Origin of the sequence: uncultured Marivita sp. (assembly GCF_947488135.1) — a bacterium.
Lineage (GTDB): Bacteria > Pseudomonadota > Alphaproteobacteria > Rhodobacterales > Rhodobacteraceae > Marivita.
This window is the reverse complement of record NZ_CANKYW010000001.1, coordinates 1-21,315: the sequence shown is the minus strand read 5'-3', so window position 1 is coordinate 21,315 and position 21,315 is coordinate 1. Positions and strand designations below refer to the sequence as shown.

The window sequence follows — 21,315 nt, the reverse complement described above, 5'->3', positions numbered from 1 at the left end:
TCCCTAGTCTTTGACGAACAGCTTTCGCTCCACGTTGCAAAGCGGTTCTGCCGGTCCGTCGTCGGTTATCAGGATCGTCTCTGTGGTCTCAAGACCCCAGGTGTCCATCCAGAGCGCCGGCATGAAATGAAACGTCATACCCGGCTGGAGAATGGTCTGATCCTCAATCCGGATAGATGCAGTGCGTTCGCCCCAGTCCGGGGGATAACTGAGACCGATCGGATACCCGCAGCGACCTTCGCGGTAGATGCCATGCTGTTGCAGCACGTCGATAAGGGTTTGTGCAATATCGCAGGTGCGATTGCCCGCACGCGCGACGTCGAGGGCCGCTTCGATCCCTTCAAGCTGCGCGATCTCCGCATCCCGCATTTCTTTTGGCGGCGTGCCAAGGAACACAGTCCGGCAAAGAGGCGCGTGGTATCTGCGGTAGCAGCCCGAGAGTTCAAAAAACGTGGCCTCGCCCTCGCGCATGGGGTCGCCGTTCCAAGTCAAATGCGCCGCCGTCGCGTCGAGACCCGACGGCGTCAGTGGGACGATGGCGGGATAATCACCCCAGATATCATCGACGCCCGTGATACCCGCGTGCATGATATCGGCCACGAGATCATTTTTGCGAACCCCCGGCTCTGCACGGTCAATGGCCGTTTCAATCACGCGTTCCGAAATCCGCGCGGCGTTGCGAATGAATGCGATCTCTTCGTGGCTTTTGATCAACCGTTGCCAATTCACCAGCGCCGTGGCGTCTTTCAACCGCGCGTCGGGCAATTCGGTCAACAGCACCTCATGCGCCTTGGCCGAATAATAGTAGTTCTCCATCTCGACCCCGATGGTCGCCGATGCGAGACCGAAATCGCGAAACCTCTCGGCCAGATCCTGCATCGGGTGGCGCACAGTGGATTGCACGTAGCTGTCCGCATAGCCGAAGATGTTGTCTGTCGACATCCAGCAGGTGCGCAATGCGCCAATGGAATCCATGAACCGGCCCCACCAGATCGGCTCTCCCTCCATCCGTAACAGGACGCCTTGATGCACGTAAAACGACCATCCGTCATAACCGGTCAGCCAGGCCTGATTCGATGGATCGGTGATAAACAGGGCATCCAGCCCGGCGACATCCATCGCATAACGGGTCAGCGCGATCCGCCGATCATATTCCGTTTGGCTAAACGGGGCATTTCCCTCGGGCATGGTTGGTCCTCGACCGATAATTTTGTATGATGTACACAACTCGGCTGAAATGCTGCCGATCCGCGCACGAAAACCGTGGTGGTTTTCTTGACATGATCAAGAAATATCACCTGATGTGCACAACGATTTGCCACCTTTAATGACTGGAAAACGACATGCTTCGGAACGACAAACTTGATCAGTGGGATCGAGACAACTTTTTCCACCCGTCCACCCACCTTGCCCAACACGCACGCGGCGAAAGCCCGAGCCGTGTGATCAAGACCGCATCCGGCGTTTTCATCGAGGATCGTGATGGCAACCGCCTTCTGGACGCTTTTGCAGGGCTTTACTGCGTGAATGTTGGCTACGGACGCCAAGAAATCGCCGAAGCGATTGCCGAACAGGCGCGCGAATTGGCCTATTACCATTCCTATGTCGGACACGGCACCGAGGCGTCGATCACTCTGTCCAAAATGATCCTCGACCGCGCGCCCGATCATATGTCCAAAGTCTATTTCGGCCTTGGCGGGTCGGACGCCAACGAAACCAACGTCAAACTGGTCTGGTACTACAACAACATCCTTGGACGACCGCAGAAGAAAAAGATCATCTCGCGCTGGCGCGGCTATCACGGGTCGGGGCTTGTGACGGGGTCTCTTACCGGGTTGGAGCTGTTTCACAAGAAATTCGACCTGCCGGTCGAGCAGGTGATCCACACCACGGCACCCTACTACTATCGGCGCGAAAACCTTGACCAGAGTGAGGCGCAATTCGTCGCGCAATGCGTGGCCGATCTCGAGGCTTTGATCGAACGCGAAGGCGCGGACACCATCGGCGCCTTCATCGGGGAACCGATGCTGGGCACGGGCGGAATCGTTCCGCCACCCGCAGGCTATTGGGCCGCGATCCAAGAGGTGCTCAACAAGCACGACATCCTGCTCATAGCCGACGAGGTCGTCACCGGCTTCGGACGTCTGGGCACGATGTTCGGCTCCGAACATTACGGAATCAAGCCGGACATCATCACCATCGCCAAGGGCCTGACCTCGGCCTATGCGCCGCTTTCTGGTTCCATCGTGTCCGACAAGGTTTGGGCTGTGTTGGAGCAGGGAACAGACGAAAACGGGCCCATCGGGCACGGCTGGACTTACTCGGCCCATCCCATCGGCGCAGCGGCCGGCGTGGCAAACCTCAAGCTGATCGACGATCTGAATCTGATCGCCAACGCGGGAGAGGTCGGCGCGTATCTCAACGCGGCGATGACCGACGCGCTTGCCGACCATCCGCATGTCGGTGAGGTCCGTGGCGAAGGCATGATCTGCGCGGTGGAGTTCGTGAAGGACACTGCCGACCGCGTGTTCTTTGATCCAGCCGACAAGATCGGACCACAGATCTCGGCCAAGCTTCTGGAACAGGACAAGATCATCGCGCGTGCCATGCCACAAGGAGACATCCTTGGCTTCGCTCCGCCGTTCTGCCTGAGCCGCGAAGAGGCGGATCAGATCGTCGCCGGGACCGTGCGCGCGGTAAAAGCCGTTCTTGGGTGACGCACTTCCACACAATCTAAGAAGGCCGCCGCGTGACTGCGCGGTGGCCTTATCGTCGACAGCCCGAACTGCGCCGGAAAAGCTATTGGCCCGGCACATTCCGCCTCTTCACGGAGACACCGAATGTGCTAATCGGGGCGCATGACGCATACACCCACCTTGTTCATCGGGATCGACGGCGGCGGCACGGGTTGTCGGGTCGCAATCGCTGATTTCGATGGCAATTTTATCGCTACAGCTCAAGGCGGTGCCGCCAATTTCACGAGTGACCCCGCACGAACAGTCGAGAACGTGCTTGCTGCACTGAACGACACCGCGAAGATTGCGGGACTTACACAGGACGTCCTAAAGGCCGCATCGGCGCATCTGGGCATCGCAGGGATCGTATCACCGAAGGATGCCAAAGCGATAGCGGAGCGCATGCCCTTCGCACGATGTGCGGTCACCGACGACCAACCGACATCGGTTGCAGGCGCTCTGGGCGACCGGAACGGGGCGGTGGTCGCGGTTGGCACCGGGTCATTCATTGCAATGAAACGAGGCCGAGATATCCGGGCTATCGGCGGTTGGGGTCTGCGTTTGGGAGATCAGGCGTCCGGAGCCTGGCTGGGCCAACACATCCTGCAACGCTGTGCGATGGTACGAGACGGCCTTGCGGAGACCTCTGGGCTTGTCGAACGGCTTTGGGTGAAATTCGGCGATGACCCCAGCAGGCTCATCGCTTTTGCAAGGCGCGCGTCACCCGCTGATTTTGCGGAACTGGCCCCGGAGGTTCTGACAAGTGCGGAGAACGGCGATCGAAACGCGATGCCGATTGTCGGTGAGGCGGCGGATTATCTGAACCTATGCCTGACGAGCTTGGACCTGAAGGACGAAGACGTCGTATGCTTGACCGGCGGACTTGCACCGCTGTACCGGCCATGGCTCGCCTCGTCGTTTCAGGCGCGGATCGCAGAGCCACGGGGTACCGCGCTCGACGGCGCCTTGCAACTCGCGCGCGAGACTGTGCAAGCTGAGGTCTCATCCGGGCAGAAATAGGTCTGCCTTACTCGTTCGAAGACGTCTCAAGATCTTCGATTGCGCGGGCCACATCTTCAATCGCTCGCAGGACGAACGGAGTCCCGCAGACCCAATCGACGCTCGTATTGAGAACCGGAATGGCTGCCAGCGCGGGGTGGGTCACCATGTCTTCGGCCATGGAATAGCCGCGATATTCTTGCGCCCCGATCAGAAGGTCGGGTTGATGCAGGATCACTTGCTCTAACGACAGGGTGCCGTTGCCCTCGAACCCCAATTCGACCGAAAGATTGCGCGCACCCGCCGCCACGAGGATTTCGTGACTGAGCGTGCCCGCCCCAAGCGCGTACCCATTCGGCAGGAAAAAAGCAGCGAGCGGCGCGTTTTCCTGTGCGGCACGGATTTGGGTCAGGTCACGTTCAAGCCGGTCGGCAATTCGCTCAGCCTTGGCCTGCTGGTCCAGAACCGTTCCCATCTTGCGGATTTCGGATGAAATGTCTTGCAGCGATTGCGTCACCGGAAACTGGACCGTCTCAATTCCGATGGATTGCAGCATATTGATCAGGTTCGGATCGTTGTAGATCCCGGCTACCACCACGTCGGGCCGTTGCACCGCAATCATTTCGGCCTGCGCGTTGTTCCTGGCGAAGCCGGTCGCTTCATCCGCCATGACCGACGAACGCGGATCATCCGAAAGCTGACTGAGTGAAATGATCTGTTCGGGATCGGCCAATAGCAGGACCAATTGATCGGTGCAGACATTTACCGAAACGACACGCGGCAAATCAGAAGCGCTGGCCCAAAAGGGGGCCAGCGCCAAAGTCAGAAGCGTCAACAGACGGATCACGGCTTAGAATGACGTTTCGACACCGAACCGGATCGTCCGCTCAGGTGCGTTGAAGCCGCGAACCGTCTGGTAAGACGCATCGGCAACGTTGTCGATCGCCCCGTAGACGGATGCGGTATCGGTGATGTCATAGCGTGCGGACACATCCCAGACGGTATAGTCGTCGAGCGCGGTCGGTGTCGCAAATCCGTCAAGAGTGTCTGCCACCCGGGTCATGTTGAGCCCGACTTGCAACCGATCCGTGATGTCCGCCTGAAGAGCGAGCGACAGATCATGACGCGGCACGAGGATCACACGGTCCCCGTTGTTTTCCGCGTTGGTCAGCGTGTACGCCCCGGACACGGTAATGCGGTCGGTCAGCGCGTAAGAGCCGCTGAGTTCAAGACCCCGCGTGTCGGTGGTGCCATCAGTCTGAATATAGCAGCCAAACGCTTGCGATGGCAGGCAGTTGGACGATGCGCCGAAACCGATCAGGTTATCGATCTCGGCCCAGAACAAGGTGGCCTTGACCGATCCGCGATTGCCATAGGCATGTTCGATCCCGAGGTCGAAACTCCGGCTTTCCTCTGGATCGAGGGGAGAGGATCCGGCGAACGGCCCAAACCGCTCGTAAAGCGATGGCGCGCGATAGCCGGTGCCTAGCGACGCCCGGACGATTGTGGCGTCGTTCAATTGATAGGACAGCGCCGCGCGGCCGGAAACCTGACCATCGAAATCCGAATAATCGTCGTATCTCAGGGTCAGGGACAATTCGATCGCGTCAGTCGGCGTTGCCTTGAGTTCTGCAAAAACCGCCGAGTTCGAGGCGTCATAGCTGTCGCCGTCCAGTTCGGACCGCTCTTCCGTCCAGTCGGCACCAAGCGCCAGGGTCATCGAGGAAGAAATATCTCCTTGTGCGAGATACGCCGCCGTGTCCCGCTCCCCTTGGAAATCGCTAGTGAACCCGCCGGCATCGAACCGGTCGATCTCGAAGTGGCTGAAGGACAGCTCATGCGTCCAAGCCCCGGTTTGCAGTTCGCCGAATACGCGAATTCCACGACGGGTTTCGTCAATCTCGCCGGTGTTGTCGAACTCGGAGCGGTCGAATTCGGCCGAGCCGTCCGACCAGATGCCCGCAAGTCCGAGCCGGATCGTGTCACTGACCTGATAAGCCGCGAAAAGATTTACGGTGCTTTGTTCAAAGCCGTCGTTTTCGTCATCATCCTCGCGCGCGGAAAAGCCTTCGGAGGTCACGCGACCAAGGCTAAGCGCCAATTCGGCGCGGGCGTCGAGGAATCCGAAGCTCAGATTGGCCGCGCGCGTCTCGAAGCTGCCGACCTCGGCCTGTGCCTTGCCGGAAAAACCATCGACGCGTGGCCTCCAGCTCTCGACCTCGACAACGCCCGCGATGGCCTCGGATCCATAGACCGCCGATTGTGTGCCCTTCACCACGGCGATCCGGTCCAGCGCACCGCTGGTCAGAGTGCCGAAGTTGAACGCGGTCTGTGGGCCAGACGGGTCGGCCACGTCAATGCCATCAATCCGAACGCCGACATAAGGCCCGCTCAGACCGCGCACGCGGACCGTTGCACTTCCGCCCAAGCCGCCATTCGCGCTGACCGCGACACCCGGAAGCGCGTCCAGCGCTGCCGCCGCGCCCAGCCCACCGCGCTGGATGTCTTCGCTTTCCGCAACATCGATGGTTGCGCCGGTGGTGTTTAGATTCGTCGGTAGCAAACCGCCGAAAACAACGATTTCCTCGAGTTCGATAGGCTCATCGGTCACATCCTGAGCCGCAACAAGGGATGGTGCAACCAGAGTAGAACAGAGGAGAAGCTTGGTGGTGAGACGTGTCATGGCAATGATCCCGGCCTTGCCCGGCGCAAAGCACCGGTATTCTAACGATAATCTGGAATGCCGAGGCACCCGCAGACGGTGATTGACACCACTGCGGACATTGCCGCCGCCCCATCGCGCCCCGCGACCGGACTGGGTGTTGGCTCACGGCAGGTCTCCTGACTCGCGGGTCATCGCTTTGCTGGCCTTCCCAGCGCCGATAAAAGCGCCAGTGGCAATGTCAGCATCGCTCACCGCTCACAGTTGCGGGGGCAGTCGCGGAGTTTTCTTTCGAAGCACCGCGTTCCCTTTTCACCAAACGCCCATAGACGTTCAGACCGTAAGCAGCGCCATCTGCACCCGGACCGACGATTCCGTCAAGGCCGCCGAACATTCGCAAAGCAACTCCTTTGGTCGCAGTGTGACATTTCCGGTTCGCTTGCCCTTACGCTTCTGCCTGTTCCTATCCCATAGGTTTCCGCGGTAAGATCGCCGCAAATCGTTCACGAAACTGCCCAACTTTCTGGATATCTCAGCCCGAATTGACCCGAAATTTTGTGCGGGAAGCCGGATATTTTTTCAGGTATCGTGCTGATGAGCGAGGGGATGCGCCACGTGGGTTTCACGATCCAATTCGATTACCGGTTTGACAGCACCGGCTTCTTTGATGCGCCAGACCGGCGTGCGGCCCTTGAGGCCGCTGCGGTGCATTGGGAAGAAGTCATCGGTGACGAATTCGAAGATCTGCCGGCAGGGACGGAGTTCACGATCTGGAACCCTGTCACCTCGGTAAGCGAAACGATTACGCTGTCCAGCACCGTCGATGACGTGATCGTTTTTGTCGGTGCGACCGAATTTCCCGGAGCGACACTTGCTTATGCCGGCCCCGATGGAACCGACGCGTCCGGTGATCTCTACGCAGCACGGATCAGCTCCAATTTCCGCGGGACTGGTCCCGTTACGGATTTCGAACCCTGGGCGGGTGTCATCACCTTCGATTCGAGTGCGAACTGGTCTTTTGATCTCGATGCCCCAAGGCCGGGCCAGAACGACTTTCTTTCCGTGGCCGTCCACGAATTGGGCCATGTTCTTGGCATCGGCACGTCGGGGGCATTCGACGCCTGGGTCGTGGGCGACACCTTCACCGGACCAAATGCCAGAGCCGCCAACAACGGGGATCCTATTCCCGTCGAAGACGATCATGCCCATGTTGAAGAAGGTTTCGCGGGCGACCTCGTATCGCTCGATCCGATTCTCACGACAGGTACGCGTATCTTGCTAAGCGAGATCGACAAGGCGATGCTGGCCGATATCGGCTATGAAATAGCTGGGTATCTCAAACAAGGTACGACGCCGCCGATCGCGACCGAACTGTCCGAACGCATTTTCGGGCGAGACGTGGATGACGTGATCGACGGCCTCGAAGGCGACGATTCCCTGCAAGGCGCCAACGGCAATGATGTCCTGGAGGGGAATGTCGGTGACGACGACCTGTTCGGACAAATCGGAAACGACACACTGTTTGGTGGAGCGGGGAACGATTACCTCGACGGTGGCGAAGGCAACGACGTGCTGATCGGTGGCGTCGGCGCGGACACCTACTATGGCCAGGCCGGTCGGGATATCTTCCTCATCGGATTAGGAGACGGTAGAAACACGATCGCCGATTTTGAAGTGTCGTCTGAAACGATCCGTCTGATCGACAGCGGTTTCCTTTCGACTTCGCATGTCGTTGGCGCGATCACCAAACCGTTCAGCAATGTCTCGCGGATAACCCTTATCGACGGCACGACCGTCGATGTGTTTCACCGGTCGCAGGCCGGATCACCGCTTACTGCTGCGAATTTTGAATTGGTCAGCGAGACAACTCCCACTGACGAACATCCCGTCGCTTCCGACGACGATGCTGAAAAGCCTGCCGAACAACCCGAACCGGCAGAACCCGATCCCACTGAAAATCTTGACGATGATGTGCCTGAAGGCATTGTCACTGACCAAGACTCCAGCCCAGACGACGACGCTCCATTCACCGCGACACCCGGTGATGACCTCTTCACAGTTCGGACAGAGACCGAGATCATCTTTGGCGACGGCGGAACCGACACTGTCATGTTTGCAAGTCCGCAAGAGACCTTTACCCTCGCCATCCGAACAGACGGTGTCTCGGTCACAGACAGGCGACCCGATGGGATCGGCACAATTGAATTGATCGAGATCGAACAGATCGACTTCGAAATCCGAAGCACGGGCTTGTCCGAACCGATCCCGCTGCCGGACCATTCCGCATTGGCGGCCTTGTCAGAGGAAGAGTTCGAAAATTTCATCGAACTTTATATCGCCTATTTCAATCGGGCACCCGACGCGATTGGCCTGACGTTCTGGGCGAACTGCTACGCCGAAGGCACATCCCTGGACGAAATGGCGCTGCTTTTTGCCGATCAGGCGGAAACCCGGGCCTTGTACCCGGTGGATTCGAGCAACCTTACCTTCGTCGCGGATATTTATGCCAATGTCTTCGGGCGGGCGCCGGATCTCGAGGGCTTGAACTTCTGGAAAGCCGCGTTGGATGCAGGGGCGGTCGGGCGGGATGAATTCATCCTCGAAGTACTCAAAGGTGCGAAAGCAGCCGCGCCGGAAAACGCGTCTCAGGCCTTTGTCGACCGCCAGGCGGCGGATCGGCTTTACCTGGAACAGAAAACCGATCTAGGCGCTCTATTCGCGGTTCATCGGGGCATGTCCGATGTAGACGATGCGAGTTCCGTAATGGCGCTGTTCGACGGGTCATCAGAAAGCCTGTCATCGGCGATGGCCGCCGTGGAAGCGATGTATCTGGACGCGACCGATCCTCTTTCCGGTGAATTTCTGATGCCAATGATCGGATTCCTGGACGATCCCTGGGCGGTCTGATCCCCGGGCATCGTACTGACGATCTTTCCCATCATGCAGCTGCTCTAGCTCCCGCAATCCAGCATAAATCCGATCCCGAAAAATTTTCCGACAAATTTACTCGGAATGAGTTGAACGCCGTGCGGAATCGTGTAACTGACTATTTCAGTAAGAAATACAAAATACGGAGATTCCCATGCGCGTCCTTCGGACAACCTCAATCCTTGCCCTTCTGACGAGCACGGCTTTCGGCACAGCCGCAAGCGCTCAAGAAGAGGTCAACCTGTACTCCTCTCGTCACTACGACACGGATGAACGGCTCTACTCCGATTTCACCGAAGCGACCGGCATCACGATCAATCGCATCGAAGGCAACGCCGACGAATTGATCGCGCGGATGCAGGCGGAAGGCGCCAATTCTCCGGCAGATATCCTGCTGACGGTAGATACATCGCGGCTGGAACGGGCCAAGGATGCAGGTGTTCTGCAATCCATCGACAGCGACGTTCTTGAAGCGCGCATTCCGGCGAGCCTACAAGACGACGACAACCAGTGGTTCGGCTTCAGCCAACGCGCGCGGATCATTTTCTACGACAAGACCCGCGTTGAAAACCCGCCCCTGGATTACCTGTCACTTGCTGATCCGCAATACGAAGGCATGATCTGCCACCGTTCATCCACCAATGAGTACACGCAGACCCTGCTGAGCGCCGTCATTGAGAACCACGGCGAAGAGGCTGCCCGGGAGTGGGCGCAAGGCATGGTCAACAACTTCGCCCGTGACCCACAGGGCGGCGATACGGACCAGCTTCGCGGGCTTGTGTCCGGTGAATGCGATATTTCGATCTCGAACACCTACTACTTCTCGCGGGCGCTTCGCAGCGACGTCGAGGGGCTGACGGAGGAGGACCGCGCGAATATCGGTTGGATTTTCCCGGCCCAGAACGCGGAAGGGGCGCATATGAACCTGTCGGGTGGTGGTGTGGCCGCAAACGCGCCGAACCGGGATAACGCAATCAGGTTCCTCGAATACCTCTCCTCGGAACAGGCACAGAAGTATTTTTCCGCCGGTAACGATGAATACCCCGCCGTGCCGGGTGTAGGGCTTTCGCCTTCCGTCGCCGCGCTTGGGATGTTCCGTCCCGATGATGTCGACCTGTCCGCTGTCGCGGAAAACGTCCCGACCGCGCAACGCATCTTCAACGAGGTTGGCTGGAAATAAGGCCTGCAAGAAAGACTTCGGAACGAGGGCGCTTAGGCGCCCTCTTCTTTTTTGCCCTGCTCGTTCCTGATCCGCCGGCACAACAGGATCACCGGCAGCGTACCAATCGCCACGATCACGAGGCTCGGAACGGCCGCCCCTGCCAGCCGCTCGTCGGATGCGAGGCGATGCGCTTGAACGGCGAGCGTGTCAAAATTGAAGGGCCGCATGATCAGGGTCGCGGGGAGCTCTTTCATCACGTCGACGAATACGATCAACAACGCGGTAAACAGGCTCGGCCGCAACAGCGGGAAATGGACGCGCCGCAACAAGCCCCATTCGTTTTGCCCCAGAACCCGGGCTGCCGCATCCATGTTCGGATTGATCACCGCCACACCGCCTTCATATGCGCCGATCGCAGCTGCGAGAAACCGGATCATGTAGGCACAGACGAGCAGCCAGATCGACCCGGTGAACAAAAGTCCCGTCGAAATGTCGAACGTCTCGCGCATATACGCATCCAGAGCGTTGTCGAAATAGGCGAACGGGACCAGCAAACCGACCGCAATCACGCCACCCGGTACGGCATAGCCAAGTCGGCCGACATAGAGGATCGTGGTGGCCAGCCAGGATTTGCGGTTCCGCGCAAGGCTGCCAAACAAAAGCGCGACGGCAACCGTAATCACCGCCGCGCTTAGGCCGAGAACGACCGAATTGCGCGCGAAATGCAGGTAGCGCTGACTAAACAGCGACTGCTCAGAGCTGAGCGCCATCTCGGACAGCATCACGACCGGGAGAAGACATCCAAGGAAGGCCGGAAGAAAGCAGGCCAAGAAGGCCAGTTTGCCCTTAACTCCGCTCAACAATACTCGCGGCATGTGTTCGAACTTTCGCCCGAACGCGTAGCGCGCCTCGCCACGGTTCAAGCGTTCCAAAACCGCCAGCAGCAAGGCGAAGGTCAAAAGACCCAGCGACAGTTGGGCCGCAGCGGCGCGATCCGCGAATGTGAACCAGCTGGAATAGATCCCGACGGCGAAGGTCTGAACGCCGAAATACGAAACCGTCCCGAAGTCCGCGATGGTTTCCATCGCCACCAGCATCGCCCCCGACGCGATCGCCGGACGTGCCATTGGAAGTGACACCCGCCAGAACGCGCCGAAGCGGGTCTGTCCCAAAGACTGTGCCGCATAGAACGTGGTCGCGCTTTGCGATGCGAACGCGGCCCGTGCCAGAAGGTAGACATAAGGATATAGGACGAAGGTCAGCATTGCCGCCGCACCTCCCAGAGACCTGATTTCAGGAAACCAATAGTCCCGTGGCCCCCACCCGGTCACTGCCCTGAGCGTCGTTTGCACGATGCCCGGGTGATCCAACACATGGGTGTAGGCATAGGCCAATACATAGGCCGGAAAGGCCAGAGGCAGGACAAGCGTGATTTCAAGAACGCGCCGTCCCCAAAATTCGGTGGTCGTGACCAGCCACGCAGCAAGAGTTCCGATCAAAGTGCTGAAGAACACCACCAGGACCAGCAAAAAAATCGTCGCGCGGGTGTAGCGGCCAAGAACTGTCTCCGCGAGCGACTGGAGCGTCTCCGTCGACCCCATGAACGCCGCGATCAGAACGCTGATATGCGGAAGGACACAGATCAAGGCAATGAAACCGGCGATCACCCACGGCAATCTCTCCCGGATGCTTCGGGTTCTTTTTCCTGAATGAAGTGTTGTATCGGCCATAGAGCAGTCACATGTTTCCCGAGAGACAGACCCATTTCCGATAGGTTCTGTCGGGTTTGGATGTGCTCTTAGCACTGCTGTCCAGTGAACAAAATCCCGGAATCTCGGGCTATTTGAGGTCGCGAAGATCAACTGGCGATCAGCGAAGTTTTAAACTCAACCTGCGGGTTAGGGGCCGCCTGCGCGTTGGCCATCCGTGGATGCCGGAGCAATTGCGGGCCTTCCTTGTGGCCCGCGCGCTAAAAAGAGGTGGAGTTTGAAAACTGGCCACGGGAAAAGGCTCGGCATAATAGAAAGCAATCAATCACTATCTGCAAAGGCTATCCGGATGACTGCTGTCAAGAAACCCGTGACCGGGCATCAACGTTGAAACCGCTGGTGATCTCTGTCGTTTTCGGCCTGTTTTCCGCAACCGTCCTTGTCCTCACCGTCCTGCTGGCGTTTCACGCCATTCTCGGCGACCTTGAGCTTGCACGGATGAAGGATAGCGAAGACCCGATTGCGCCAGCCGAGAAGGCGGCCACGTCTCTCTCCCAAGAGCACCTGTCCGCTTCGATCGCTTGTCCGCACGGATGCGTGCTACATATTTCTCGCCGATCCCCGGATCTTTTGTGCAAGCTCGGCAACGCGCGCCTCACCTCCGGCTATCAGCGCAGAGAGGATGTCCTAGCTCGTCCGCTCGATCGACAGCATTTCCTGGCGCAACAGATCGCGCAAATTCGGCGTCAGGTTCGGGGAAACTGGCACCGCATCCTGCCCCGTCGCCGGCGTTCCGAATATCAGCGCGACCACTATTGCGAGCACCGAGGCAGTGGGCTGGCTTGATTTTCCGTAGTTCGACATCATCAGTCTCTCAACGGTTTGCAAGATTTTAGTATCGACGTTCGTCTCGCGAAACTGAAGCTGACCTGTCGGGGTCGCGGACCGCGAGGCCGACAACAATGCCCCAAACGACGGTCCGCAGACACATGGCCCAGACCGTCCGCATTTCATAGGCACCGCCAAGCAGAACATGGACACCGAAGGCGATCATCGCCAGAACGGTGGCAACAAGGATTCCGATCGATAGCCTTGTCGCCCAACCTGTTGACAACACGAGCCCGATACCTGCCGCGACATAGGCGAAACCGGCCAGAAAGTTGAACCATAGAACAAAGGGAACGGCATCGCCGACCGCCGCACGATCCTCTGCGCCACCGAATAGAGCGCGCCCTCCTGACAACACCGTCAGCAAACCGAAAAGCACGACAACGATCGCCGCAATCAGGATATCCCATCGTCTGTTTCGCATCTCTTGCTCCAAATCGGCGCAGCGTCGTCCGATGCGCTATGTTTGAAACACATTGGTTCCCTGCGCATATTCGAACGAAAAACGGTCTTTGCCGCTCATTTATCCGGAACCACGTTCATATCCTCGGCCTTATGGTTCAGGATCCGGTAGGTCCGGCGCGGATTGCCGGGCGTAGGTGGCGCGTCTTGCCACGATCCGGAGGGGATGAAGAACGGCACTTCCAATCAATTTCGAATCTAGATAGTAATTGATTACTATATTTATTCAAGCCATGATAGGCGGCAACGCAAGGGGTGACCCGTTTGACAGAGGAGGAAACCGATGCTGACGGACAGGACGCATGTCGGAGCGGTCTTGGCGATCCTTGCGCTCCTCACTGTTGCGGTTGGACTCGCTGCGTTTAGCGCCCAGACAGCAAGATCGAGCGCTGGATACACGCGTTGATATGGACGCCCGCACACATTTGCCGAATGGAGACGGTTCATTGACCAAGACGAGACCCAAAAAGATCCCGGCCGAGGAACGCCGCAACATCACCGTCGAAGCGGTCATCGACCTGGCCGGCTCTTCCAACCCGGACAGCATCACGACCGCAGCCATTGCCAAGCACATGAAGCTGACTCAGGGCGCAATATTTCGTCACTTTCCGAACAAGGACGCGATTTGGAAAGCGGTCATGAGCTGGGTGTCCAAGAACTTGATGGCCCGGATCGACCTTGCGGCCGAAGACATTACTTCGCCTAAGGGCAAGATGGAGGCGATGTTTCTCGCCCACATCGCTTTTGTCGCCGATCACCCGGGCGCACCGCGCATGCTGTTCGGCGAGCTTCAGGGCGCTCGGCAGACGCCGGCGAAACGCCTCGCGCAAAGCATGATGAAAGAATACGCGGCACGCCTGCGCGATACGATTGTCAGTGGCAAGGCATGCGGTGAATTGCGCGAGACCCTCGATGTCGAAGCGGCGGCCACGCTGTTCATCGGCACCATTCAAGGCCTCGTGATGCAATCCCTGATCGCTGGCGACATGGATAAAATGCGCGCCGATGCGCCACGCGTTTTTGCCATTTATCTACACGGTATTTCTAAGGCGCATGATGCAGGGGGGTAGGGAAACATGGCACCTGGTGTCAGCTTTCTGGGCGCAGCGCGCGAAGTCACCGGTTCTTGCTTTTCGGTCGATACCGGCGAAGTCCGGTTTCTGACCGATTGCGGCATGTTCCAAGGCGGGCGAAAGGCACCTCTCCGCAATCGAAAACCCTTCGGTTTCGATCCAAAATCAATTGATTTCGTGCGTGCCTGTTTCGATCTAGGCCCAATCCCATGACCAAAGACCGGGCACACACAAAAGACCTGACTGAACATATCCTCCACGGGTCCGCGTATCGATTGGCGCACGAGGATTTGGAATTTCTGGCCGAGGACGACCTGCGTCCGGTGCGCCTGCAACTCGAACTGGTCAAACCGGAACGCGCGTTGCGTCATCACGACATCCACTCGACAGTGGTGATATTTGGCAGCGCCCGTATTGGCTCGCCGGATATCGCCGAAAAGCAATTGGAAGAAGCTCGACAGCTCCACCGGAGAGACCTGGCATCCAAACGACAACTTCTGACTGCTGAACGCCGGGTACATTGGTCGCGCTACTATGAAGAAGCGCGGCGTTTTTCGGAGCTCGTCTCGCGGCAATTTCAACGGGCCGGACGGCGAGACTTCGTCGTCGTCACGGGCGGCGGCCCGGGCGTGATGGAGGCTGCGAACCGCGGTGCCTTAGATGTTGGAGCGCGCTCGGCCGGTTTGAATGTAACCTTGCCGAGCGAACAGAGGCCAAACCCATTCATCACACCGGACCTCGCATTCCGTTTTCGCTACTTCGCCATACGCAAAATGCACTTTCTGATACGTGCCAAGGCACTCGTGGCCTTTCCCGGCGGTTATGGCACTCTTGATGAGGTGTTCGAAGTCCTGACCCTTGTGCAAACCCGAAAGATGCAAAGCCTTCCGATCATCCTGTTCGGACGGGAATTCTGGAACCGGGCGATCGATTTCGACTTCCTCGTCGATGAGGGAATGATCCCTCCGCAGGATCGCGCCCTCTTCTGCTTCGTCGAAACAGCAGAGCAGGCCGTGTCGGTCCTGAAAGAGTTCTACGGCGGTCACCCTCCTGACGAGCCGATGATCGTCCAAGGACATGACATGAAGGGAGACCGATAAAGATGTCACGCAAGATTTCAATCGCGCTTGTTCTCGCTGTGCTTGCGGGATTCATGGGCTATGCTCTTTGGTCGATCTTCTTAGCACCGAGCGGCCTGCCGCCCGAGGGCTTCGCGCGGGGCAACGGCAGGGTTGAAGCCGATCTCGTCGATGTCTCGACCCGTCTTTCCGGGCGGGTGGCCACGATCGCGGTGCAGGAGGGCGATCTCGTCGCCGCGGACGACGTTCTTGCCGTCATGGACACAACCGAACTCGAAGCGCAAAAGGCGCGCGCCGAGGCGGCGGTGGCCAGTGCGGAGGCCGCAGTAGCCGTGGCACAGGCTGGCATAAACAAAGCCAAGGCGACCCTCGCGCTCGCCCAAACCGAGCTCGCGCGCGCAGAAGAACTTAGCGGGCGTGACGTGATCTCCAAGGCGAACTACGACATCCGCCGGACCGAAGCTCAGGTGGCAGAAGCCAGCCTCGCCGCCGCGCAGGCCGAGGCGCAGGCAAAGGAACGCGTGGTCGATGCGGACGTCGCGAACCTGCAAGAGATCGAAGCGCGCATTGCCGACAGCACGCTCCATGCGCCCGAGGCTGGTCGCGTCCTTTACCGCCTTGCGCAGCCCGGCGAGGTTCTGGGCAGTGGCGGTAAGGTGCTGACGCTCGTGAGCCTCGGCAATGTTTATATGGAATTTTTTCTGCCGGCCACTGCGGCGCCGCGCGTCCGGCTGGGCGATGAGGCACGCATCGTCGTCGATGTCATGCCCGATATTGCAGTCCCCGCCACCGTCAGCTTCGTCGCACCACAGGCCCAGTTCACGCCCAAGCAGGTCGAGACCATCGAAGAGCGTGAAAGCCTGATGTTCCGGGTTCGCGTCCGCATTCCACAGCACCTCGTTGAAGCCCGTCTTGCCCAAGTCAAGACCGGGGTGCGCGGCGTCGCCTGGGTGCGGCTCGTCGATCCCGATGGCAACTTGCCCGATTGGCCCGATGGGCTGACACCGCCCGTAGCAGCAGTCTTGCCCGCACCGGAGACGGGAAACAGCGCAACCGAGACCGGACAATGACCAGCGCTGAGAACCCCGGCCCCGTCGCATCTCTGGCGGCGGTGAGCCATCGCTATGGCAAAGTGACTGCCCTCAGCGATGTGACGCTGAGGATCCCGATGGGGCGCATGGTGGGCCTGATTGGTCCCGACGGCGTCGGAAAATCGACCCTGATTGGCCTCATCGCCGGAGCCAAGAAGTTGCAGGCCGGTCGAATCGAGACGCTGGGCGGAAATATGTCTAGCGCCCGTGTCCGGACCGAGATGGGCTGGCGCATCGCCTTCATGCCGCAGGGCCTGGGCAAGAACCTCTACCACGATCTGAGCATCCGCGAGAACCTCGAATTCTTCGGCAAGCTCTTCGGTCAGGGCCGCGCCGAGCGTGCTGCGCGCATCGACCGACTGACCCATGCCACCGGCCTCGCGCCGTTTCTCGACCGCCCGGCGGGCAAGCTCTCGGGCGGCATGAAACAAAAGCTCGGACTCTGCGCGGCCTTGATCCACGATCCGGATTTCCTTCTGCTCGATGAGCCAACCACCGGCGTTGACCCGCTGTCGCGACGCCAGTTCTGGGACCTGATCGCCGCGATCCGCAGGGAACGTCCACAAATGAGCGTCTTGGTCTCGACCGCTTACATTGAGGAGGCGGAAGGCTTCGAACATTTGATCGCCATGAATGACGGCCAGGTGCTAGCCGAGGCGAGCCCGAGCGACATGATGACCCAGACCGGAACCGCTACGGTCGGCTCGGCCTATGTCGCGCTCCTGGGCGGTGATGTGTCGGCGCGGAGCGAGGCACCCATCGCACAAGCCCGGACTACCGCTCCCGATGAACCTCCAGCAATACGGGCAAGCGGCCTGACCAAGCGCTTTGACAGCTTCACCGCCGTGGATGCCGTCAGCTTCGAGATCCAGCGCGGTGAAATCTTCGGCTTTCTCGGCTCGAACGGCTGCGGCAAGACCACGACGATGAAGATGCTGACCGGGCTCTTGCCAGCTACCGAGGGCGAGGCGTGGATCTTCGGCAAGCCCGTCGATGCACAGAACCTCGAGGCGCGCCGCCGGGTCGGGTTCATGTCGCAATCCTTCTCGCTCTATGGCGAGTTGACGGTTCGCGAAAACCTGTTGCTGCACGCCCGCCTCTTTCATCTCGGCCCCGACCTGACCGAACAGCGCATGGCCGAGCTGGTCCCGCGTTTCGGGCTTGATCCTTACCTCAATCAGACCGCCGCTGCGTTGCCGCTCGGGGTTCGGCAACGCCTGTCGCTGGCCGTCGCGGTGATCCACAGCCCTGATATCCTGATCCTCGACGAGCCGACCTCAGGCGTCGATCCGCAGGCGCGCGATGCGTTCTGGGACATGCTGACGGAACTCGCTCGCAAGGACGGGGTGACGATCTTCATCTCGACGCATTTCATGGATGAGGGCATGCGTTGCGACCGGATCTCGCTGATGCACGCCGGAAAGGTTCTTGTTACGGGCCCGCCGCGGGAAATCACCAAGGATCGCGGTGCGGCAACACTCGAAGACGCCTTTGTCGGCCACATGCTGGACGCGATGCCAGCGGAAGCGTCGGACAGCGACACCTCACTGACGTCAGAAACGGTGCCACCCGCGACCCACCCGGCATCCCGCTTCAGTCTCGGGCGGCTTTTTGCCTTCACCACCCGCGAGGCGATGCAGGTGCGACGAGACCCTGTGCGTCTGGTCTTCTCCTTCGTCGGCAGCGCCGTCCTGCTGCTGATCATGTCTTTCGGCATCTCGCAGGAGGTGCGCGAAATTCCCTTCGCCGCTTTCGATCAGGACCGGAGTCCGGAAAGTCGCGCCTACCTTTCCACGTTCGAGGATTCCGAATGGTTCCTCGAACGCCCTAACATTGCCAGTGCCGAGGACCTCGACCGCCGCACGGCCAGCGGAGAACTCGCGCTGGCACTCCAGATCCCGCCCGATTTTGGCCGGGCTGTGCGGCGCGGAGATACCGCCGAGATCGCGGCGCTGATCGACGGCACTGACACCAGCCGCGCCGGAACCGTGGAAAGCTATGTCGAGGGCGCGCATTCACACGTCCTGACCACAGGAGCGCAGTCCGCGCTGGCCTTGACCGGACTTGGTGCTTCAGCCCGGCAGGACCTGACCCCACCCGCGCAACTGGCGCCGCGGTTTCACTACAATCCGGCGATGGAGAGCCTGCCCGCCATCGGCCCCTCGATCCCGCCACTTTTGCTGCTTCTCTTCCCCGCAATCCTGATGGCCGTCAGCGTGGCGCGGGAAAAGGAGATCGGGACGATCACCAATTTCTACGTCACCCCCACCGGCCGGGCCGAGTTCCTGATCGGCAAGCAACTCGTCTATGTCGCCATCACGCTCCTGAACTTCGTGATCCTGACGGTGCTGGTGGTCACGGTCCTGGGCGTACCGCTCAAGGGCAGTCCGGCAGCCCTGGTCATCGGCGCGTTGGTCTATGCCTTCGCCGCCACAGGGTATGGCCTTCTGGTTTCCATGATGACCAGCACGCAAGTCACCGCCGTTTTTGCTGCGGCAATCCTGTCGGTGATGCCGACATTGCAATTCTCAGGCATGATCACGCCTGTCTCATCGCTGGACGGCCCCGCGCGCATCCTCGGCACGTTTTGGCCCACAACCTGGTACATGGGCCTGAGCGTCGGAACCTTCACCAAGGGCCTTGGTCTGTCGGAGCTTTCGGGCCACCTTCTGCGTCTTGCCGCGTTCGGTCCGGTACTGACCGCCATCGCGATCCTCCTTCTGAAGAAGCAGGAGAAGTAGCGATGCGCAATGTCCTCAACATCTTCTGGCTCGCGGGAAAGGAGTTGAAGAGTGTCCTGGGCGATCCGGTGATGGTGATATTGATCCTGTGGTCTTTCATCGTCGCCGTTATCCTGGAGGCCAGCGGCGCGGGCGATACGGTCTATAATGCCGCCATCGCGATCATCGACGAGGACGGCTCCACGCTCACCCGGCAGATCGCGGATGCGCTCGATCCACCCTGGTTCCAGCCGCCGCTCTTGCTGGGTGCCGGAGAAGCGGCGGCGGCGATGGATGAAGGCAGGATCATGTTCGCCCTCGGCTTCCCACCGGGTTTCGAGGCCGATGTGATTTCTGGCCTGATGCCTGTCGCTCAACTTGAAGTCGACGCGACCGCCGTCAGCCAGGCACAGTTGGGCACCGACTACATCTCGAATATCCTGGTCTCGGAAACGCGCGCTTTCCTGTCCGGCAATCCGGATACGCCCACCACGCCGCTGGCGTTGGAGCTGCGCCGTGCGTTCAATCCGAACGGCGATCCGGTCTGGTTCAAATCCGTGTCCTCTCTTCTCAACCAGCTATCGCTCCTGACCATCGTGTTGACCGGCGCGGCAATGTTGCGCGAGCGCGAGCAAGGCACGATCGAGCATCTCATGGTGATGCCGCTGACGCCATTGGAGATCGCACTTTCGAAGGTATTGGCCAATGTGGCCGTGGTGCTTGCCGCTTTCACGCTATCGCTTCTGTTCGTGGTTCAGGGATTGCTTCACGTACCTATGCAGGGGTCTGTCGCACTGCTTCTGGCAGGTACCACGGTCTATCTGGCCGCAGCGGCGGCCATTGGCATGTTCCTCGGCACAATGGCGCGCAGCATGGCGCAATTCGCGCTGCTGGTCATCATGGTCATCATACCGATTATCATGCTCTCCGGTGGGATGGGCGCCATCGAAAGCCAACCCGACCTCGTGCAACGCCTCACCCTCGCACTGCCTTCACGCCATTTCTTAGCCTTCGCAAAAGCCGTTGTCTTCCGCGGCGCGGGTCTGGGTTCAGTCTGGGTCGAACTTGCGCTGATGGCGGGGCTCGGAGCTACATTCTTCGCGGCCAGTCTCCTGCTGTTCCGCCGTTCCATGAGCTTGGCAGGGTGACGCGATGCTTGACCATTTGCTGAAATCCTTGCGCCCAGTGCCAGAGCAAATCGCTGACATTGCAAGGCAGATCCGGCGCCTTGGAGGTTGCCCAGGTTGTTCTCTGACCTGCTTCCCTTTGCCGGGTTGCATCATGCGAACAACGCGCAGATTTATCAGGATCCGATCAGCAGGCTCTGCGAGATCCTGCAACCCGAGGAAGTTCGTGGCACTGCCGTCAATGTGTTTCGTTCGCTAGTCAACGAAATCACCCTCGCGCCGCAGAACGGCGAACTTTCCATCGCCCTGCGCGGCGACCTGGGTGTGGACCTGCGCTTTGCAGTCAAAAGCAAAGCCCCGACTTCCTCCCGGAGGTCGAGGCTTTGCACAACTTGCTTTCGCAGGAATCGTTGGTCGCGGGAGCGCGCACAGACGCCTCCGGTGGGCGGATGGCTCGAAAGCCAAAACGTCCGCGGCACGACCGGCGGAGGCATCGCAAGTGTCGTTGGTTGCGGGGGTAGGATTTGAACCTACGACCTTCAGGTTATGAGCCTGACGAGCTACCGGGCTGCTCCACCCCGCGACAGTGTTGTTTCATCGTTAGAGAGATACGCGTTTTGCGTCCTTTACTAGGTTTGGCGGTGACCTACTCTCCCACGTCTTGAGACGCAGTACCATTG

General features: G+C 59.5%; 16 protein-coding genes, 1 tRNA gene and 1 riboswitch. Of the genes, 11 read left to right on the top strand and 6 right to left on the bottom strand.

The window, feature by feature from the left end:
* Positions 1-3 precede the first annotated feature (3 nt).
* Complete coding sequence (locus tag Q1B16_RS00085) at positions 4-1,188, bottom strand: M24 family metallopeptidase (protein WP_299783733.1); 1,185 nt, start codon at positions 1,186-1,188, stop codon at positions 4-6.
* Positions 1,189-1,343: 155 nt separating this feature from the next.
* On the opposite strand from Q1B16_RS00085, the gene Q1B16_RS00080 reads away from it, so the two are divergent.
* Both Q1B16_RS00080 and Q1B16_RS00075 read left to right on the top strand, forming a co-directional pair.
* Positions 1,344-2,717, top strand: a complete 1,374-nt coding sequence (locus Q1B16_RS00080) for an aspartate aminotransferase family protein (RefSeq protein WP_299783731.1) — start codon at positions 1,344-1,346, stop codon at positions 2,715-2,717.
* A 141-nt stretch (positions 2,718-2,858) separates the two neighbouring features.
* The gene (locus Q1B16_RS00075) at positions 2,859-3,755 is read left to right on the top strand and encodes a BadF/BadG/BcrA/BcrD ATPase family protein (RefSeq protein ID WP_299783728.1); all 897 of its coding nucleotides are present in this window, start codon (positions 2,859-2,861) and stop codon (positions 3,753-3,755) included.
* 7 nt (positions 3,756-3,762) lie between these two features.
* Here Q1B16_RS00075 and Q1B16_RS00070 read toward each other — a convergent pair whose 3' ends face one another.
* Together Q1B16_RS00070 and Q1B16_RS00065 are read right to left on the bottom strand one after the other, a co-directional pair.
* Complete coding sequence (locus Q1B16_RS00070) at positions 3,763-4,569, bottom strand: ABC transporter substrate-binding protein (protein ID WP_299783726.1); 807 nt, start codon at positions 4,567-4,569, stop codon at positions 3,763-3,765.
* Between the two features lie 15 nt (positions 4,570-4,584).
* Positions 4,585-6,417: a TonB-dependent receptor gene (locus Q1B16_RS00065; protein WP_299783724.1), complete on the bottom strand. Its 1,833-nt coding sequence runs from the start codon at positions 6,415-6,417 to the stop codon at positions 4,585-4,587.
* A gap of 130 nt (positions 6,418-6,547) precedes the next feature.
* Positions 6,548-6,754: riboswitch (cobalamin riboswitch) on the bottom strand.
* 257 nt (positions 6,755-7,011) lie between these two features.
* Here Q1B16_RS00065 and Q1B16_RS00060 point away from each other — a divergent pair.
* Together Q1B16_RS00060 and Q1B16_RS00055 are read left to right on the top strand one after the other, a co-directional pair.
* The gene (locus Q1B16_RS00060) at positions 7,012-9,303 is read left to right on the top strand and encodes a DUF4214 domain-containing protein (RefSeq protein WP_299783722.1); all 2,292 of its coding nucleotides are present in this window, start codon (positions 7,012-7,014) and stop codon (positions 9,301-9,303) included.
* 175 nt (positions 9,304-9,478) lie between these two features.
* On the top strand, positions 9,479-10,504 hold the full coding sequence (locus Q1B16_RS00055; protein ID WP_299783720.1) for a Fe(3+) ABC transporter substrate-binding protein: 1,026 nt from the start codon (positions 9,479-9,481) through the stop codon (positions 10,502-10,504).
* Positions 10,505-10,536: 32 nt separating this feature from the next.
* On the opposite strand, the gene Q1B16_RS00050 is transcribed toward Q1B16_RS00055, so the two are convergent.
* Complete coding sequence (locus Q1B16_RS00050) at positions 10,537-12,216, bottom strand: iron ABC transporter permease (protein ID WP_299783718.1); 1,680 nt, start codon at positions 12,214-12,216, stop codon at positions 10,537-10,539.
* Between the two features lie 366 nt (positions 12,217-12,582).
* On the opposite strand from Q1B16_RS00050, the gene Q1B16_RS00045 reads away from it, so the two are divergent.
* The gene (locus tag Q1B16_RS00045; RefSeq protein WP_299783716.1) at positions 12,583-13,041 is read left to right on the top strand and encodes a hypothetical protein; all 459 of its coding nucleotides are present in this window, start codon (positions 12,583-12,585) and stop codon (positions 13,039-13,041) included.
* Positions 13,042-13,087: 46 nt separating this feature from the next.
* Here the strand turns inward: Q1B16_RS00045 and Q1B16_RS00040 are convergent, their stop codons facing one another.
* Positions 13,088-13,507 (bottom strand): hypothetical protein, encoded by a 420-nt coding sequence (locus tag Q1B16_RS00040; RefSeq protein WP_299783714.1) that lies wholly within the window; start codon positions 13,505-13,507, stop codon positions 13,088-13,090.
* A 445-nt stretch (positions 13,508-13,952) separates the two neighbouring features.
* On the opposite strand from Q1B16_RS00040, the gene Q1B16_RS00035 reads away from it, so the two are divergent.
* The 6 genes from Q1B16_RS00035 (at position 13,953) to Q1B16_RS00010 (ending at position 21,163) form a co-directional block, all read left to right on the top strand.
* Positions 13,953-14,615, top strand: a complete 663-nt coding sequence (locus Q1B16_RS00035) for a TetR/AcrR family transcriptional regulator (protein ID WP_299783712.1) — start codon at positions 13,953-13,955, stop codon at positions 14,613-14,615.
* A 212-nt stretch (positions 14,616-14,827) separates the two neighbouring features.
* The gene (locus Q1B16_RS00030; protein ID WP_299783710.1) at positions 14,828-15,718 is read left to right on the top strand and encodes an LOG family protein; all 891 of its coding nucleotides are present in this window, start codon (positions 14,828-14,830) and stop codon (positions 15,716-15,718) included.
* Between the two features lie 2 nt (positions 15,719-15,720).
* Positions 15,721-16,767 (top strand): efflux RND transporter periplasmic adaptor subunit, encoded by a 1,047-nt coding sequence (locus Q1B16_RS00025; protein ID WP_299783708.1) that lies wholly within the window; start codon positions 15,721-15,723, stop codon positions 16,765-16,767.
* A complete protein-coding gene (gene rbbA / locus Q1B16_RS00020; protein WP_299783706.1) occupies positions 16,764-19,529 on the top strand; it encodes a ribosome-associated ATPase/putative transporter RbbA in 2,766 nt (921 codons plus the stop codon). Before Q1B16_RS00025 ends, rbbA begins: the two co-directional genes overlap by 4 nt.
* Before the next feature lie 2 nt (positions 19,530-19,531).
* Positions 19,532-20,656 carry an ABC transporter permease gene (locus tag Q1B16_RS00015; protein ID WP_299783704.1) on the top strand — a complete coding sequence of 375 codons (1,125 nt, stop codon included), beginning with the start codon at positions 19,532-19,534 and terminating at the stop codon, positions 20,654-20,656.
* A gap of 96 nt (positions 20,657-20,752) precedes the next feature.
* Positions 20,753-21,163, top strand: coding sequence for a hypothetical protein (locus tag Q1B16_RS00010; RefSeq protein ID WP_299783702.1), 411 nt, complete (start codon positions 20,753-20,755; stop codon positions 21,161-21,163).
* Here Q1B16_RS00010 and Q1B16_RS00005 read toward each other — a convergent pair.
* Positions 21,142-21,218 (bottom strand) — tRNA-Met (locus Q1B16_RS00005). The two genes, Q1B16_RS00010 and Q1B16_RS00005, sit on opposite strands and share 22 nt — an antisense overlap.
* Positions 21,219-21,315 lie beyond the last annotated feature (97 nt).

What these genes read in the sequence shown, in the direction of transcription:
- Q1B16_RS00065 (WP_299783724.1), bottom strand. Translation starts at nt 6,417, where the DNA reads ATGACACGTCTCACCACCAAGCTTCTCCTCTGTTCTACTCTGGTTGCA.
- Q1B16_RS00030 (WP_299783710.1), top strand. Translation starts at nt 14,828, where the DNA reads ATGACCAAAGACCGGGCACACACAAAAGACCTGACTGAACATATCCTC.
- Q1B16_RS00085 (WP_299783733.1), bottom strand. Translation starts at nt 1,188, where the DNA reads ATGCCCGAGGGAAATGCCCCGTTTAGCCAAACGGAATATGATCGGCGG.
- Q1B16_RS00035 (WP_299783712.1), top strand. Translation starts at nt 13,953, where the DNA reads ATGGACGCCCGCACACATTTGCCGAATGGAGACGGTTCATTGACCAAG.
- Q1B16_RS00015 (WP_299783704.1), top strand. Translation starts at nt 19,532, where the DNA reads ATGCGCAATGTCCTCAACATCTTCTGGCTCGCGGGAAAGGAGTTGAAG.
- Q1B16_RS00080 (WP_299783731.1), top strand. Translation starts at nt 1,344, where the DNA reads ATGCTTCGGAACGACAAACTTGATCAGTGGGATCGAGACAACTTTTTC.
- rbbA (WP_299783706.1), top strand. Translation starts at nt 16,764, where the DNA reads ATGACCAGCGCTGAGAACCCCGGCCCCGTCGCATCTCTGGCGGCGGTG.
- Q1B16_RS00075 (WP_299783728.1), top strand. Translation starts at nt 2,859, where the DNA reads ATGACGCATACACCCACCTTGTTCATCGGGATCGACGGCGGCGGCACG.
- Q1B16_RS00025 (WP_299783708.1), top strand. Translation starts at nt 15,721, where the DNA reads ATGTCACGCAAGATTTCAATCGCGCTTGTTCTCGCTGTGCTTGCGGGA.
- Q1B16_RS00050 (WP_299783718.1), bottom strand. Translation starts at nt 12,216, where the DNA reads ATGGCCGATACAACACTTCATTCAGGAAAAAGAACCCGAAGCATCCGG.
- Q1B16_RS00040 (WP_299783714.1), bottom strand. Translation starts at nt 13,507, where the DNA reads ATGCGAAACAGACGATGGGATATCCTGATTGCGGCGATCGTTGTCGTG.
- Q1B16_RS00055 (WP_299783720.1), top strand. Translation starts at nt 9,479, where the DNA reads ATGCGCGTCCTTCGGACAACCTCAATCCTTGCCCTTCTGACGAGCACG.